Annotated in this window: 14 protein-coding genes; 6 read left to right on the forward strand and 8 right to left on the reverse strand. The window is 60.8% G+C overall.

The window, feature by feature from the left end:
- The first annotated feature begins 31 nt into the window (after positions 1-31).
- Positions 32-394 carry a Tsi3 family protein gene (locus B0E33_RS17545; RefSeq protein WP_156912425.1) on the forward strand — a complete coding sequence of 121 codons (363 nt, stop codon included), beginning with the start codon at positions 32-34 and terminating at the stop codon, positions 392-394.
- Between the two features lie 143 nt (positions 395-537).
- On the opposite strand, the gene B0E33_RS17550 is transcribed toward B0E33_RS17545, so the two are convergent.
- Positions 538-1,500 carry a hypothetical protein gene (locus B0E33_RS17550; RefSeq protein WP_055656214.1) on the reverse strand — a complete coding sequence of 321 codons (963 nt, stop codon included), beginning with the start codon at positions 1,498-1,500 and terminating at the stop codon, positions 538-540.
- 438 nt (positions 1,501-1,938) lie between these two features.
- Positions 1,939-2,817, reverse strand: coding sequence for a LysR family transcriptional regulator (locus B0E33_RS17555; protein ID WP_077291906.1), 879 nt, complete (start codon positions 2,815-2,817; stop codon positions 1,939-1,941).
- A gap of 130 nt (positions 2,818-2,947) precedes the next feature.
- Here B0E33_RS17555 and B0E33_RS17560 point away from each other — a divergent pair, with 130 nt between their 5' ends.
- Together B0E33_RS17560 and B0E33_RS17565 are read left to right on the forward strand one after the other, a co-directional pair.
- Entirely contained in the window at positions 2,948-3,703 is a 756-nt protein-coding gene (locus tag B0E33_RS17560; protein WP_077291907.1) for a class II aldolase and adducin N-terminal domain-containing protein, read from the forward strand.
- A 189-nt stretch (positions 3,704-3,892) separates the two neighbouring features.
- Positions 3,893-5,467: an ABC transporter substrate-binding protein gene (locus B0E33_RS17565; protein ID WP_077291908.1), complete on the forward strand. Its 1,575-nt coding sequence runs from the start codon at positions 3,893-3,895 to the stop codon at positions 5,465-5,467.
- A gap of 172 nt (positions 5,468-5,639) precedes the next feature.
- Here B0E33_RS17565 and B0E33_RS17570 read toward each other — a convergent pair whose 3' ends face one another.
- From B0E33_RS17570 to B0E33_RS17580, 3 genes are all read right to left on the reverse strand, one after another.
- The gene (locus B0E33_RS17570) at positions 5,640-7,181 is read right to left on the reverse strand and encodes a tripartite tricarboxylate transporter permease (RefSeq protein ID WP_077291909.1); all 1,542 of its coding nucleotides are present in this window, start codon (positions 7,179-7,181) and stop codon (positions 5,640-5,642) included.
- Between the two features lie 12 nt (positions 7,182-7,193).
- On the reverse strand, positions 7,194-7,625 hold the full coding sequence (locus tag B0E33_RS17575; RefSeq protein ID WP_055656205.1) for a tripartite tricarboxylate transporter TctB family protein: 432 nt from the start codon (positions 7,623-7,625) through the stop codon (positions 7,194-7,196).
- A 271-nt stretch (positions 7,626-7,896) separates the two neighbouring features.
- Positions 7,897-8,886 carry a Bug family tripartite tricarboxylate transporter substrate binding protein gene (locus B0E33_RS17580; RefSeq protein WP_023003140.1) on the reverse strand — a complete coding sequence of 330 codons (990 nt, stop codon included), beginning with the start codon at positions 8,884-8,886 and terminating at the stop codon, positions 7,897-7,899.
- Positions 8,887-9,078: 192 nt separating this feature from the next.
- On the opposite strand from B0E33_RS17580, the gene B0E33_RS17585 reads away from it, so the two are divergent.
- From B0E33_RS17585 to B0E33_RS17595, 3 genes are read left to right on the forward strand one after another with little or no spacing between them, the layout of a single operon-like run.
- Complete coding sequence (locus B0E33_RS17585) at positions 9,079-9,750, forward strand: response regulator transcription factor (RefSeq protein WP_023003141.1); 672 nt, start codon at positions 9,079-9,081, stop codon at positions 9,748-9,750.
- Entirely contained in the window at positions 9,743-11,140 is a 1,398-nt protein-coding gene (locus B0E33_RS17590) for a sensor histidine kinase (RefSeq protein WP_077291910.1), read from the forward strand. Before B0E33_RS17585 ends, B0E33_RS17590 begins: the two co-directional genes overlap by 8 nt.
- Positions 11,137-12,210 (forward strand): ABC transporter substrate-binding protein, encoded by a 1,074-nt coding sequence (locus B0E33_RS17595; RefSeq protein WP_228148023.1) that lies wholly within the window; start codon positions 11,137-11,139, stop codon positions 12,208-12,210. Before B0E33_RS17590 ends, B0E33_RS17595 begins: the two co-directional genes overlap by 4 nt.
- A 40-nt stretch (positions 12,211-12,250) precedes the next feature.
- On the opposite strand, the gene B0E33_RS17600 is transcribed toward B0E33_RS17595, so the two are convergent.
- From B0E33_RS17600 to B0E33_RS17610, 3 genes are read right to left on the reverse strand one after another with little or no spacing between them, the layout of a single operon-like run.
- Positions 12,251-13,063 carry a phosphodiesterase gene (locus tag B0E33_RS17600; RefSeq protein ID WP_077291911.1) on the reverse strand — a complete coding sequence of 271 codons (813 nt, stop codon included), beginning with the start codon at positions 13,061-13,063 and terminating at the stop codon, positions 12,251-12,253.
- Positions 13,060-14,103 (reverse strand): ABC transporter ATP-binding protein, encoded by a 1,044-nt coding sequence (locus B0E33_RS17605; RefSeq protein WP_077291912.1) that lies wholly within the window; start codon positions 14,101-14,103, stop codon positions 13,060-13,062. Before B0E33_RS17605 ends, B0E33_RS17600 begins: the two co-directional genes overlap by 4 nt.
- A complete protein-coding gene (locus B0E33_RS17610; protein ID WP_167579554.1) occupies positions 14,100-14,891 on the reverse strand; it encodes an ABC transporter permease in 792 nt (263 codons plus the stop codon). Before B0E33_RS17610 ends, B0E33_RS17605 begins: the two co-directional genes overlap by 4 nt.

Below are 14,891 nucleotides of genomic sequence, written 5' to 3' on the forward strand. Positions count from 1 at the left end.
CTGCAATGCCGAGCAGCAAAGAGTGATTGAGATGAAGACTGAAGTTGTCGACGGCCTGCAGTTTGGCGTACCCGAAGGACGCAAGGTCGAAACAGGTGCCGATCACATTCTGCTTTTGCCGGAACAGGCTCTGCGCGAGGTCGATGAAATCGCCATTTGGACCACCGCGCCGCAGCCGGTCGCCGGCGGGGTCGACACCGAAGGGGCCGATCCCGCCCCGCACACCTTGACGACAGTCGAAGGCGGCATGGGCGGCCCGGAATATACCCTCACCATTCCCAAACATATTGCAGACCGTCAGGCCTATGTCCGCGCCTATATCCAGTCGGAAGGCGGAACACCGGCGTTCGACGAGGCGTGGCAGGTTTGGGAAAGCCTGGCGGCCGAGAAGTAACCGACAGGGTCTCCGTAGGAAGTGAGGGAGGGGCTCTGCGCACCCCTCAACACGCACAAGATGAATATTTCTGTGTTCGCTTTTTGATCGGTGCCGCCTTCTGCACGTCCTGAGCAGTCGCCTAAGGCCAGCAGTAGCCCGTCTTAGAAGGACGGGATACCGACAGCTTCCTTGGCTTTGTCCGTGAGGGTGTCCTTTACTGCATCCACAATGTCTTCCTTGAGCGGTGTCTCGTGGATATTGCGTTCCAGCAAACGGCTGGAAGACAATTCCCGTGCGAGATAGAATGCAACGGCGCGTCCGCCAAAACCCTTCGAGAAGTTGGCTTTCTGCTGATAGATCGGGTTGCCTCCCCGCAGACCATAACGGCGTGCGCGTTCCATCAGGCCCATCACGAACTGGTAACGCTGCAGACCGCTCATCTGGCGACCATGTTCGAGACCGGCATTGTAGAAGAACCTCTCTCCCGGGACCTTGTCGTGAAGCGCGTAGTCGTGCCCTGGAAAGAGCGCCGCCGCTACGCCGTTTGCGAACCCTTCATAATACTTCTTGCGCAGCTTACGAACCCGCTCGTTTTCCGGATGGAGTTCCTTGAGGGGCTTGAGCAAGGTCTTCAAGAGCGCCTTGTGCGGCGTGAGGAGCCCGCCGCCACCGTCAATCGCCTCGCCCACGAGAAATCCCGTCAATTCCTTTTGCAGATCGAAATCCTGCGAGTTCGGGACGTGGTTCTGGACGCGGCGGTAAATCATTTCGCGTGCCTGGACGACGAGTTTTTCACCCTCCGGAATGTCGATATTGCGGTTGTCCCATCGTCGGTCGAGGATGGTGCGGCGCTGACGGCGCTCCTCCTGCCTGTGCGCGCGTTCCACCACATCGCCGATCAGCGCATCCCGGAACGGAGCCAGGATAAGTCCAGGCTTTGCGCCATCGAACATGAAGTTGAAGCCGCGAGGACCAGGCTTGTGGCAGCCGACGTATTCTCTCAGGTACCAGTTGATCTCGGCGGGGTCATAGGTCTCGAAGTTGGCATAGGCCACTTCTTCGGCAGGGATGCCGTCGCAGAACTTGCCGATCGTCTCCCAGCTGTCGCCGGCGCCGACAGGCATAACGACCCCGCACCTCACCCAGACACCGTCGCGCTTTTGTTCCACACGGTTGTGGGGAAAGTAGTTCCTGGGGATGGGGTTCTTTGGTTTTCTGATTTGAACGTGCATCAGATTTACACCTCTTTTTCGGTATCACTTGAGTTCTCGTTGAGAGGCTGGATATCACGCGTCCTGCAGGTCGCACTTGTGCGGCATGTCACTTGACTTGAAGGCGGCGGTTTTGAGTTTTGGGGTAAGGTTTTGGCCATTTTTTGAGGGCTCAGGGGGAGGGTATGATGCCCCCTCCACCGGTATTCCGGGTGGGTCACGGCGTGGCTGCGCGGTAAGATCCGGGCCCTGGATAACCTATTGCCTTGGGCGCTTTGCCGTATTCAAAAACTCAGACTATTGCGCTCTTGTGCACGCGTCATTGCTTGCTCTGGCAGGCAGGATTGCAGATCAGCGCGTAGAAGCCCGCTCTTTCTGGATCCAGTCCAAAAACACCTTGGAGGCAGGTGTTTCCGCGTAAGGTGGCGGGGTCCGGACGAAGTAGGCTTCACTCAGGGGCGCCTGATGTTCAAAGGGACGAACAAGGTCACCGCTTTGGAGGAGGTCACCGACGAGCGTGTCATGTGCGAGGACGAGGCCCGCACCGTTCAAGGCTGCCGAAATCGCGATCACATAGGTCGACGCCAGATTGACTTCGGCTTCCCTTGCAAAGGACCTGCCTTGCGAGTTCATCCAACCGGACCAGGAGCCGGTGATGCCCGCGCAGTCGAACAGCCTGCCGCTCTCCAGTGAGCGCTCTTCTTCAGGCAGGCCGGGTGAGCATACCGGATAGCATTTTTCCTCGGCAAGCCGAATGGCGGCGGTCGGCATGTCCTCCGGACGGGCGAAGCGGATTTCCAGAGAGGCATCGGCCGCGCGCTTTTCGGTGTCCCAGATCGATGTCACGATATTGAGCGTCAGCCAGGGAAATTCTTCGTAAAGCCGGCGAAGGCGCGGGGCCAGCCAATAGACGGAAAAGGCCAGATTGCACTGAAGCGTCAGGTTGCGCCCCAGGTCACTGCCGGTGACAAGCTGCGTGCTCCTTGTGATCAGGTCGAAGGCTTCACGCAGGCTCGGCAGATAGGTTTCCCCTTCGAGCGTCAGTTCCAGGGCACGCGTCTTGCGCACAAAAAGACTGCAGCCGAGCAAGGTCTCGAGGCTGCGTACATGCTGGCTGACCGCGGACTGGGTCAGGTTCAATTCCTGCGAGGCACGGGTGAAGCTGAGATGGCGCGCAGTTGCCTCGAATGCCCGCAACCAGGCCAGCGGAGGCAATCCAACCGTCTTCATGCGTGCACCTCACTCATTCATCAACTGACATAATGTGTATTAATTTTATTAATGCAACGCCATCGAATATATTGTTTGTCAATGTTGGAAGCGCTCCCTAGCGTCGAAGAGAAAGCGAGGGAGACAGTGCATGCTGCGTGTTGCAGAACATTCGAACATCACTCACTGGGCGGAGCGGATCGACCTGGCGGCAGCATTCCGCTGGACCGAGCGTCTTGGAATGCACGAAGCTGTCGCAAATCATTTCAGCCTCGCCGTCAATGACGAAGGCACGGCTTTTCTGGTAAACCCCCGCCAGCGGCATTTCAGCCGGATCAGGGCATCCGACCTGATTTTGCTTGATGCAAATGACCCGCAAACGCTGGAACACCCAAACGCTCCGGACCCGACTGCCTGGGGATTGCATGGCGCCATCCACCGGCAATGCCCACATGCGCGCTGCGTCATGCATGTGCATTCGGTCCATGCCACGGTTCTGGCCTGCCTTGCCGACAGCACTCTGCCGCCGATCGACCAGAACACCGCGACTTTTTATGGCCGCTTCGCAATTGACGAGAACTATGGCGGGCTTGCTTTCGAGGAAGAAGGCGAACGCTGCGCGACGTTGCTTCGCGACCCGAAGATCAAGGTGCTGATCATGGGCAATCACGGCGTTCTGGTCGTCGCCAGCACTGTCGCGGAAGCCTTTGACCGCCTTTATCATTTCGAACGTGCTGCAGAGACCTACATCCGGGCACTGCAGACCGGAAAACCACTGCGCATTCTCAGCCCTGAGATTGCCGAGAAGACCGCGCAGGAAATTGAAAATTATCCCGGCCTTGGGCACGACCACTTCGCCGAATTGAAAGCCATTCTGGACGACGAAGGCTCGAACTACGCCAGCTAGGCACCGGCACGGCCCAGGCTGCGGACGCAAGGCAGCGGACACTCGAAACAAAATCATGCAAGGCCCGATGGTGACACCGCCGGGCCGGGCGGGCGGAATTTGCCGAATTTCCGGTTTTCGCGACTGGCCGTCCGTACCGGCAAACAAGTTGAACTGAAACCTATCACGCTCATCAAGGAGAACCATGGAATGGGAGAGGCCTTTACGCCGCAAAACCGACTGGCAGTCTCGCGGCGAAGCGTTCTCGGGGGAACTGCTGCGCTCGGCGCCACGGCTCTCGTATCGTCTCTTGGTATCGGGCCGGCCGTTGCCCAGCCCAAAAAAGGCGGAACGATCCGCTTCGGGATTGCCTCGGGCAATACCAACGACACGTACGATCCGGCAGTTTGGGACAACACCTATTCGCAGGTCTTCGCCTTTGCCCGCAACGGCTACCTGGTGGAGATCGCCTCGGACGGATCTCTCGTCGGGGAAGTGGCTGAAAGCTGGACTTCATCTCCCGATGCAAAGGTCTGGACGTTCAAGATCCGCAGCGGTGTCGAGTTCCACAGCGGCGGTACCGTGACACCCGATGATGTCGTTGCCTCGATCAACTATCACCGCGGCGCGGACAGCAGTTCGGCTGCCAAGCCCTTCCTTGCACCGGTTACCGACATTGCCAGCGACGGCGATACCGTCGTTTTCACGCTGGATGCAGGCAACGCCGATTTCCCTTATGTGGTGAGCGACTACCATATGCCGATCCTGAAGTCATCGGATGGCAAGATCGATCCCACCAGCGGTGATGGGTGCGGTCCGTACAAAGTCACCAACTTCAAACCCGGCTACATCGCCGAGCTCACGCGCAATCCGAATTACTGGAAATCGGACCGTGCCCATTTCGATGCGGTTGTCCTGATGGCCATTGTTGATCCGGCAGCGCGGCAGGCTGCACTGATGACCGGAAATGTCGACGTCGTGGACCAGGTGGATCTGAAAACGGTGCATCTGTTCCAGCGCGCTCCGGGTGTCCAGATCGTCTCGGCGACCGGCGGTCAGCACTATACGTTCGCCATGGACACACGGGCAGCGCCCTTCAACGACAACAATGTCCGCATGGCCTTGAAATACGCCATCGACCGGCAGGAACTCGTCGACAAGATCCTCTTTGGCTATGGCTCGGTTGGCAACGACCACCCGATCAGCCCGGCCAACCGCTTTTACGCAGCCGATCTTGAGCAGACCAGTTATGATCCGGACAAGGCGAAATATTATCTGAAACAGGCGGGCCTCAGCTCGCTGGATCTGCAACTCTCCGCCTCCGACGCTGCTTTTGGCGGCGCTGTCGATGCAGCAGTGCTCTATTCAAGCAAGGCAGAGGCGGCCGGTATCAACATTCAGCCGGTGCGCGAGCCCAATGACGGTTACTGGTCCGATGTCTGGATGAAGAAGCCGTTCTGCGCGGTCTACTGGACCGGACGACCGACCGAGGACGCGACCTTCACGCTCGCCTACGCTGCCGGGGCGCCGTGGAACGACACCTATTGGGACAACGAGCGCTTCAACCGGCTTCTGAGCGAAGCGCGCTCCGAACTCGACGAAGCAAAGCGCGCGGATATGTATCGCGAGATGCAGAACATCGTCAGGACCGATGGCGGCACCATCATCCCCATGTTCGCAAGCTATGTGATGGCACTCAGCGACAAGGTCAGTCATCCGGAAAAAGTCGCCGCAAACTGGCCGCTCGACGGTCTGCGCGCTACGGAGCGCTGGTGGTTTAGCTGAGTTCGTCTTCTCAAATCTGAAGCATTTTTGACTGGCACCTTGCACCTGGTTTCCCGCTGGGTGGCAGCTTCGCTTCGGACCATCGGGAATGGCGGCGGTGAGACGTCCGCAAATAAAAACGCCCTCATCCGGAAGGAGAGGGCGTTTTCGTTTCTTGCGGTGTTGGCAGCGATCAGTCGATGACCGAGCCCTCTTCGTCCTTCTTCATGTGACGCATGCGGGCTTTCAGGACCTTGCCGAAGATGATCGGCAGGACGAAGCCGATGATGGCCATGCTCCACAGGGTCAGCGACAGCGGGCTGTCGATCAGGGTGAACCAGTCGCCGTTGCTGATGGTGATCGCGCGGCGCAGGTTGTTTTCCATGGCGTTGCCGAGCAGCGTGCCAAGGATGATCGGGACCAGCGGCACGTCCAGCTTGCGCAGCACCCAGCCCAGCACACCGAAGCCGACCATGACCAGAAGGTCGAAGGAGGAGCCGGAGATGCCGTAGATGCCGACGAAGCTGACCATGGCCACGATGGGCATGAGGATGCGCGGCGGGATCAACAGGACGCGGGTGAAGAGACCGATCATCGGGATGTTCATGGCCAGCAGCATGAAGTTGGCAATGAACAGGGCCGCGATCAGACCCCAGACCACATCCGGCTGCTGGGTGAACAGCAGCGGGCCCGGCGTGATGTTGAGCGCCAGCAGAACCGCCAGCAGCACGGCCGTGGTCCCGGAGCCGGGAACGCCGAGCGCGAGCATCGGCACCAGCGCACCGCCCGCGGCGGCGTTGTTGCCGGCTTCAGGCGCGGCGACACCGCGCGGGTCGCCCTTGCCGAAGGTGCCTTCCTTGTCGACCAGTTTCTTCTCGAACGTATAGGAGATGAACGAGCCGAGTGACGCGCCGGCACCAGGCAGAACGCCGGCAATGAAGCCGAGCAGACTGGTGCGCAGCATGGTCGGGGTGCAGGACTTCAGCAGCGAGAAGCTGGGCATCAGCCGGCCGACGGTAACCTTGCTGGAGTTGGCGTCCGCATTGCCGTGGCGGTGTTCCAGGAACAGGAAGACCTCGGACAGAGCAAACAGGCCGACGATGGCAACCAAAAAGTCGATCCCGTCGTAGAGGTGCACTTCGCCGAAGGTGAAGCGCGGCACACCTGTCTGGGTGTCGACGCCGACGGTGGCAAGGCCAATGCCGAGCGCGGCTGCGAAGGCGGTCTTGGCCTGGTTGGTCGAGGCAACGCCGCCTAGGGTGGCGAAGGCCAGGGTGAACAGGGCGAAATATTCCGCCGGACCGAACAGAAGCGCGATCTTGACCAGCTGCGGTGCCAGCAGGATCAGGCCCCAGGTGGCCAGGAAGGCACCGACGAAGGAGGCAACGCCCGACAGCGAGAGAGCCTCGCCTGCGCGGCCCTGCTGGGCCATCGGGTAACCGTCGAGACAGGTCATCATCGCCGGTTCGTCACCGGGAATGTTCAAGAGGATCGACGAGATACGCCCGCCGTACATGGCGCCGTAATAGACCGACGTCAGCAGGATCAATGACGGCGTAGCGCCAAGACCGAGCGTGAAGGCAAGCGGGATGAGGATAGCGACGCCATTGGACGGGCCGAGGCCCGGCAGGGCGCCCATGATGGTGCCGAGAAAGCAGCCGAGCAGGGCCAGCAGCAGGTTCTGCCAGGTCAGCGCGATGACGAAGCCGTCGGCCAGTGAAGAGAGAGTTTCCATGGCGATGCTCCGTTAAAAGCCGAACGGGCCCTTGGCCAGGGAGAGGCCAAGAACGAGGTGGAAGACCGCATAGATGCCGAGCGAAGTCAGGCAGCCGGTGATAAGCGAGCCGATCGGTGAAGAGCCGAGGCGCCAGGTCAGATAGGCAGCGGCAACGGCTGTCGCGATGATGAAGCCGGCTTCCGGCAGAAGTATCGCGTAGAGGATCATCGCCAGCACTGCCATGGCGACTTCAAGCAGACGCGGCAGCGACGGCCATTCCGGCGCGACGTCGGGTTTCAGGAAAATCGCCAGCGACGACAGACCCAACACGGATGCGATGATCAGGGGGAACGCCTTCGGGCCGACGGCGTCGGACAGAAAGCTTTCTTCGATGACAAGAGCGGCCCAGGCATATCCCAGCGCGAGAAGTAGCCCGACCGCGCCAAAGATGCGGTCGCTCATGGATACCTTCCTAATAGCGGCTCCTCCCCAAGTCCGGCGGCCGCCCCTTATGTGTTCTGTTGTTTGTTGGCACCCGAAGTGTGCCACTGTGTCCGCCGACAATCCACTTTGCCCAATCGGGCGGACAATGATCAGGCAGACATACTTCCGGCGTTACGCTGTCAGTCTTAATGCTGCGTGCGGTAAACCGGATATTGCCCGCGTTCGGACGCGTCCTGAAAAAGAAGGGGGCACATGGACTGCGCCCCCTCCAGTCGGACTGACGGCATTCTTATTTGATGATGCCGATTTCTTTGGAGATGTTCTGGATCTGCTGAACCGAGTTGGCAACGAATTCCTGGAACTCGGCACCCTGCAGGTCGAGCGGAGCCAGACCGTTTGCAGCCATGATGCCTTTCCATTCTTCACTTGCGTACAGATCGGAGATCTTGGACACCCATGCGTTATAGGCGTCGTCGGACATGTTGCCCGGTGCGTAGAAACCGCGCCAGTTTGCGCCGATCGCGTCGACACCCTGTTCCTTTGCCGTCGGGAAGTCGGCGAATTCGCCGGACAGACGCTCAGGTGCCAGAACAGCGATCACCTTGATGTCGCCACTGTCGACAAAGCCCTTGGCTTCGGAAATGTCACCGGTGAAAGCCTGGACGGAACCGGCCAGAAGCTGGGTCACGGCTTCACCACCACCGTCGAAAGCGATGTATTTCACGGTGCGGACGTCTTCGATGCCGTAAGCGTTTGCAGCGATCAGAACCTTCAGGTGATCCCAGCCACCAACAGCGGAACCGCCGGCAACGGACACGGACGTCGGGTCGGATTTCATCTGGTCGAGAAGTTCCGGCAGGGTGTTGATCGGGCTGTCGGCCGCAACGGCGATCACGCCGTAGTCAGCGCCAACGGAAGCCACCCAGCGAACCTGGTCCATGGTGTTGCCCGGGAAGGCACCCTGGGCAAGGCGGGTTGCGGTTGCCGAGGAAGCTGCAACGATCAGGTCGTTGTCGTCGCCGCGCTTGTTGACGACTTCAGCATAGGCCACACCGCCGCCGCCGCCAGCCAGGTTCACAACCTGCATGGTCTTGTCGAGAAGCTTCAGGTCCTGAAGGGTCTTGCCGACCTGGCGGCAGGTGAAGTCCCAGCCACCACCCGGGTTGGCCGGTGCGATGCACTCCGGGTTTTCCGGCGTGAAATCGGCAGCTGTTGCGCCGAAAGCGGATGCGCCAAGGAATGCGGCCGCCAGCAGAAGGCGGGTCGTTTTGAATGCCATGTTGTGTTTCCTCCACATGTGCAAGGCTTTTGGTGAGCCCCTGGTATCCGTTGTGCCGCGTTAAAGCGGGTCCTCCCAACGGACGTGAGGAGAGCCTAGCGCCAAACCCTGTCATCAACCTGTCACCAGGGGGCACATTGCTTGCAAGCAGCGAAATTGCGGGGCAAGACTGGAGGCGGGAGGAACGAATCTTTGCGCCTTTTGCTCGTTGAAGACACGTTTGACATGGCGGAGGCGATCATGATCCGGCTGGACCGGTCAGGCATTGCCTGCGATCTGGCAAAGTCGCTGGAAGAGGCGAGGGCCTGCGTCAACGTTCAGCATTACGACGTGATCGTTCTTGATATCAATTTGCCGGATGGCCTGGGCACCGAGCTGCTGAAAGAGATCAGGTCTCGGGGCGAGCGCACGCCGGTGCTGATGCTGACGGCGGAATTTTCCGTCGACGACAGGGTATCCTCGCTCAATTCCGGGGCGGATGATTACCTTGTCAAGCCGTTCGATCACCGCGAACTGGAAGCCCGCATCCGCGCACTCTATCGACGAGAACAGGGCGACAAGGCTGAGGAACTGACGCTCGGCAGCCTCACGTTCAATGCTTCCGCGCGGGTCGTGCGTCAGGGTGACAGCCCGATCAATCTGACCCGGCGCGAATTCTCGCTGCTGGAGATCCTGGTCCGTAACCGCGGCAAGACCGTCAGCAAGGAACGTCTGTTCGAAGGGGTGTTCAGTTTCCAGGACACCGACGTCAGCATGAACGCGCTGGAGCTTTATGTTGCGCGGCTGCGCAAGAAACTCTCGGGCGGATCTGTCAGGATCGAGACCCAGAGAGGGCTTGGTTACAAGCTGGAAGTCGATGACTGATCTCATCCGCAGGCTGGCGTCGACCTCGCTCACCGCACGTGTTGCCTTCGGGATTGCCTTTCTGCTGATTTTCGGCGGGGTGATCGTTTCCATCGCGGCATTCGCCTATGGCCGGGAAGCGGCCAGAAGCGCCTACGACCGGTTGCTCCTGGGCGCGGCGACAGGCATTGCTTCGTCGATCACCGTTCAGGACGACAGGCCCGTCATCGAGTTGCCGGTTTCGGCGTTCGAGTTGCTGGCGCTCGCCCCCGACGACAGGATCGGCTATCGCATTATCGGCCCGGAGGGCGCGACGCTGACCGGCTATGATGAAATCACCCTGCCGACAGGCCGGCGCGATTTCCGGGAAGGGTTTTTCGACGGTTCGTTCTTTGGAGAGCCGGCCCGTTTTGCCGTGGTCTCGCGCCGATTTGCCGAGCGTACGCTCAACGGCACGATCAAGGTGGTTGTCGGCCAGACCCTGCGGGCGCGTAACGACATGGCCTATGACATCACCCGCAAGGCGCTCTACGTGCTTGCAGCATCCGGCCTGGCAATGGTGCTGTTGTCGGTCGTCGTCGTCCGCTCGGTGCTGCAGCCGCTGGAACGGATCGCCGGCGGTCTCTCCGCGCGGGACCCCCATGACCTGACACCGCTCGACACCTCGGTGCCGCGGGAAACGGCGGTGATGATCAATGCCCTCAACGGCTTCATGGCCCGGCTCGACCGGCAGATGAATTCCATGCGGCATCTGATCTCCGACACCGCGCATCAGCTCAGGACGCCTGTCGCGGCCCTCAGGGCCCAGGCGGATCTCTTCACCGACGAACCGGAACTTTCCCGCAAGGAAAAGATCGTCGAGAGGATACAGACCCGAACGGCAAGCCTCGGCCGTCTGCTCGACCAGCTTCTGAGCCAGGCACTGGTGATCCACCGCGGCGACAGCGCCAGACGGGAAAAGGTGGACTTGCGCGATATTGCCCTCGACGTTTTCGAGGAAGGCGATCACGCTGTTCTCAATCCGGAATTCGACGTGATCCTGGATATCGGCGAAGACCCTGTCGAAGTGCTGGCGGATGTGCAATCGCTGAAGGAAGCCTTGAAGAACCTCCTGAACAACGCACTCAAATACGGCCGCTCGCCGGTAAGGATCGGGGCTTCGCTGCAAGGCAGGCGGGCCAGTATCTGGGTGGAAGATGCGGGCGGTGGACCGGTGGATGGGGTTCTTGCCGAACTGGGGTCCCGTTTCAACAAGGGCGCGCTGTCGCGGCAAAGCAGTTCCGGCCTCGGTCTTGCGATCGCGCATTCCGTCGCCCTTTCCTACGATGGCGAATTGCGCCTGGAAAAGACCGGTGGGGCGCGTTTTCGCGCTGCCCTTGTGTTTGCAGCCGTACCGGAGGGGCGGACATGAAGCGACTCGCCTATATGTTGAAGTGCCTGGCTGCAGTCGTGATGATGCTTGCCTCTGGCCGGGCCGTGTCGGCACAGGAGCTGGTGGAGATTTTCGGACCAGAGACCACCAACCGTGTGCTGGTGGTGCGCTCCACGACGGATATTTCCATCTTCGGTCCGGTGGTCGAAAGCTTTCTGCGCACCCGGCCTGGGCTACAGGTGCGCTACGAGCAATGGGGATCGAACGAGCTCTACCGCCTGACCCGCCGGGACTGCCGCGACGGCGTTCCAGGCGCCGACATCGTCATCAGCTCCGGTGTTCACCAGATGGTGCAGCTGGTCAACGAAGCCTGCGCAGCGTCCTACCGCTCACGGTTGACCGAACAGTTGCCGGAGGCCCTTCGCTGGCGCGACGAATTGTGGGGCATCACCCGCGAGCCCGCGGTGATCGTCTATAACCGCGAGCTGGTGCCCGTTGAGGATATTCCGCAGACCCGCTTCGACCTGCTCGATCTCCTTCGGCCTTCCGGCACTCCATATGCCGGGCGGGTCGCAACCTATGACATCGAGCAGTCGGGGCTTGGGTATCTGTTTGCTTTTGCCGACGCGCAGGAAGCAACCACCTTCGGCGCGCTGCAAGAATCCTTCGGCCGCTCACAGGCGATTTCCACCTGTTGCTCGGTCGACATCATCAAGGGTGTTGCCGAGGGGCGCTACCTGATCGCCTACAACGTGCTTGGCTCCTACGCCCAGGGCTATCAGCTCAACGACGACCGGATCGGCATCGTGCTGCCGTCCGACTACACACTGGTCCTGTCACGCACCTTCATGATCCCGAAGCAGGCAAACAACGAAGCCGAGGCCGAGGCGTTCCTGGATTTCCTCTTGTCCTCGGAAGGCACGCTTGCACTTCGGACCGCATTGCTGATCAGCCCGCTTCTGGAAACGGAGGATGGCAACGAAGGCGAAGTCCTGAGTTCGACAGCCCTGCGGCCGATAGGTCTTTCCCCTGCGCTCATGGTTGCGCTGGATGCCCTGACCCGGGAAACCTTTTTGCGCCGATGGCGGTCGACGTTTCCCGGGCCATGAGGCGCCGGCAGGCGCGTTGCATGATGCTCGTTTCAGGTCCTCAGGAAACGCCCAGGAAGGGATAAGGCCCCGGAAAGGCGCCGACCGGAATGAGGTGGGTCAGGAAACCATCGTCTCGCCATTCGTGAAGCAGCATCCCGCCGGGTTCCTTGGTCAGGCTGTTGCCAGCGTTGGTGCGCTGGTCCAGCGTGACCGCATGCGAGGTGCCGGGGCAGACCTGACACAGGCTGCCGGAAAAGAGGCCGGCGATGGAGCGGTGCAGATGGCCGCAGACAAGCCGAACCTGCCCGGAATGAAGGGAGAGGGCGGTGCCCAGGCTGTCTGCGTCGTGCAGGTTCTGCGCGTCCATCGCCCTGATCCCCACGGCAAAGGGAGGGTGATGAAAACCGACTATCGCGGGTTTGTCGCCAAGACCGGAGAGCGCGTCCGTCAGGAAGGACAGGGTTGCCGGTTCAAGTGTGCCATGCGCTGCGCTTTCGGTAAGGCTGTCGAGCCCGACAACGGCAAAGTCTTCAAAATCGATCTGCCAGTCCAGGGGGCCGGTGCGGGGCATCCACTGTGCGTCTGCGAAGCTCTCCCGCATCGGCTCGCGCCGGTCGTGGTTGCCCGGCAGCACCCTGTAGGGCAGGTCGAGGTCCGCCATCAGCATCTTGAAGCGGTCGTATTCTTCTGGCGTTCCATGTTCGGTCAGGTCACCGGTAACGATCACGAGGTCGACTGGACCGATCTGCGGCAGCAGGTGGTTGATTGTGGCGACCGTTTCGGCAAGGGCCGCGGCCGTGTCGACCTGTCCGTAGGCGAGTGCTCCTTCAGGAACAATGTGGGTGTCTGAAATCTGAATGATCTTGGTCATGAATGGGTCGATGTCTGGTCTGCAAGGAAGATGAGGTCGGAGGGATCAATGGTGAGGCGCACGGTGCTGCCGGTTTCAGGGGCTGTCCTGCCCGGGTGCTGAAGATAGAGAAGGCCGGCATCCGGAAGGACGCCGCCCACGGCGAGACGGAAATGACCGCCCGAGAACGTGACGGTTTCCACTGTTCCCGACAAGGATCCTGTCTGGTCTAGCCGGACGTTTTCCGACCGTATGTAAGCTGTTTTGCCGGCGGCGCCAGCGGGAAGCTTCAGCTGCCCGCCAGGCAGCTGCAGTACATCGTTTTCCATGTGTCCGGTCAATGGCATGGCGTTGCCGATGAAGCGGGCGACGAAGGCATTGGCCGGAGTGTGGTACAGCTCTTCTGGCCTGCCGACCTGAAGCATGGTTCCGTTCGACATCACCGCGATCCGGTCCGCGATTGCCATCGCCTCGCTCTGGTCGTGGGTGACGAAAACAGCCGTGATCCGGAACTGCCGCAGCATTGCGGCCAGTTCGTCACGCAGGTTGTCGCGCAAGGCGGCGTCCAGCGCGGACAGGGGTTCGTCCAGCAGCAGGATCCTGGGGCGCGGTGCGACGGCACGGGCCAGGGCCACCCGTTGGCGTTGCCCGCCCGAAAGGGCATGTGTCGGCCGGTCGGCGTAGTCGGTAAGGCGGCACAGGCTCAGCACCTCGTTCACACGTTGCCGGCGTTCTTCCGCCGGCACTTTTCTAACCTTCAGGCCGTAGCCGACATTCGCGCGCACGCTCATGTTGGGAAAGAGCGCATAGGACTGAAACACCATGCCGACATTGCGATGTTCCACGGCAAGTCCGGTCACGTCGGTCTCGTCGAACCGGATCCGGCTGCCCGCATCGGGGCGCTCCAGTCCGGCAATGATGCGCAGCAGGGTCGTCTTGCCACAGCCGGAAGGACCGAGCAGCGACAGGATTTCGCCGGGACCGACGGTCAGATTGGTCGGGCAGAGAGCCCGCGTGCCATCGGCAAAGGTCTTGGCGGCGTTTTCGATTGTCAGGGTCATTGAGCGATCCTTTGCGCTCTGGCGGAGGCCCATTGCATGGCCATCAACAGCGGCACGATCATCGCGAAGAAGATGAGCGTATAGGCGGAGGCGACTTCCAGCCGCATGGAGGCATAGCTGTCGGCAAGACCGACCGGCAGGGTTTTCAGATAAGGCGTGTGCAACATCCAGGTGAGGTTGAATTCGCCGATGGAGAGCGTCACCACGGTCAGGGCACCAGCCAGGATGCCCGGCATGGCATTGGGGATGATCACCGTTCGAAACCGCGTGAAGGCAGACGCGCCAAGTGTCGCCGCGCTTTCTTCAAGGCTGCGGAAATCCATGGCCATCAGAACGGCCAGGACGGATCGCACCATGAACGGCAGCGTGTAGAGAACATGGCCGACGAGGATGAAGGTCCAGGACGTGCGGAACCCGGACAAGGTTCCGTAGAGCTGCAAGAGCGCGAGTGCCAGTGCGAGGCCGGGAATGGCGAGCGGCAACGAGATGAACTCTTCCAGCAGGCGCGACAGGCGTCCGGGATTCCTGGCAAGGGCGTAGGCCGCCGGAACGCCGATCACCAGCGTGACGGCAAGGCAGGCTATCGCGAGCCAGAGCGACAGGAAGATGCTGGCGGAATATAACTCCCAGACCCGCCCGATCCATTTCAGGGTCAGGCCAGAGGAAAGACCGCGAAAGTAGTTGGCTGTTACCCCGGCCAGGATCGACTGGATGGCCGGGACCAGCAGAAAGGCCGCAATGACAAGCGTGACCGCGCATTGCAGCCACCAGGCGAGGGATCTTTTCAC

It is taken from the genome of Roseibium algicola, assembly GCF_001999245.1.
GTDB lineage: Bacteria > Pseudomonadota > Alphaproteobacteria > Rhizobiales > Stappiaceae > Roseibium > Roseibium algicola.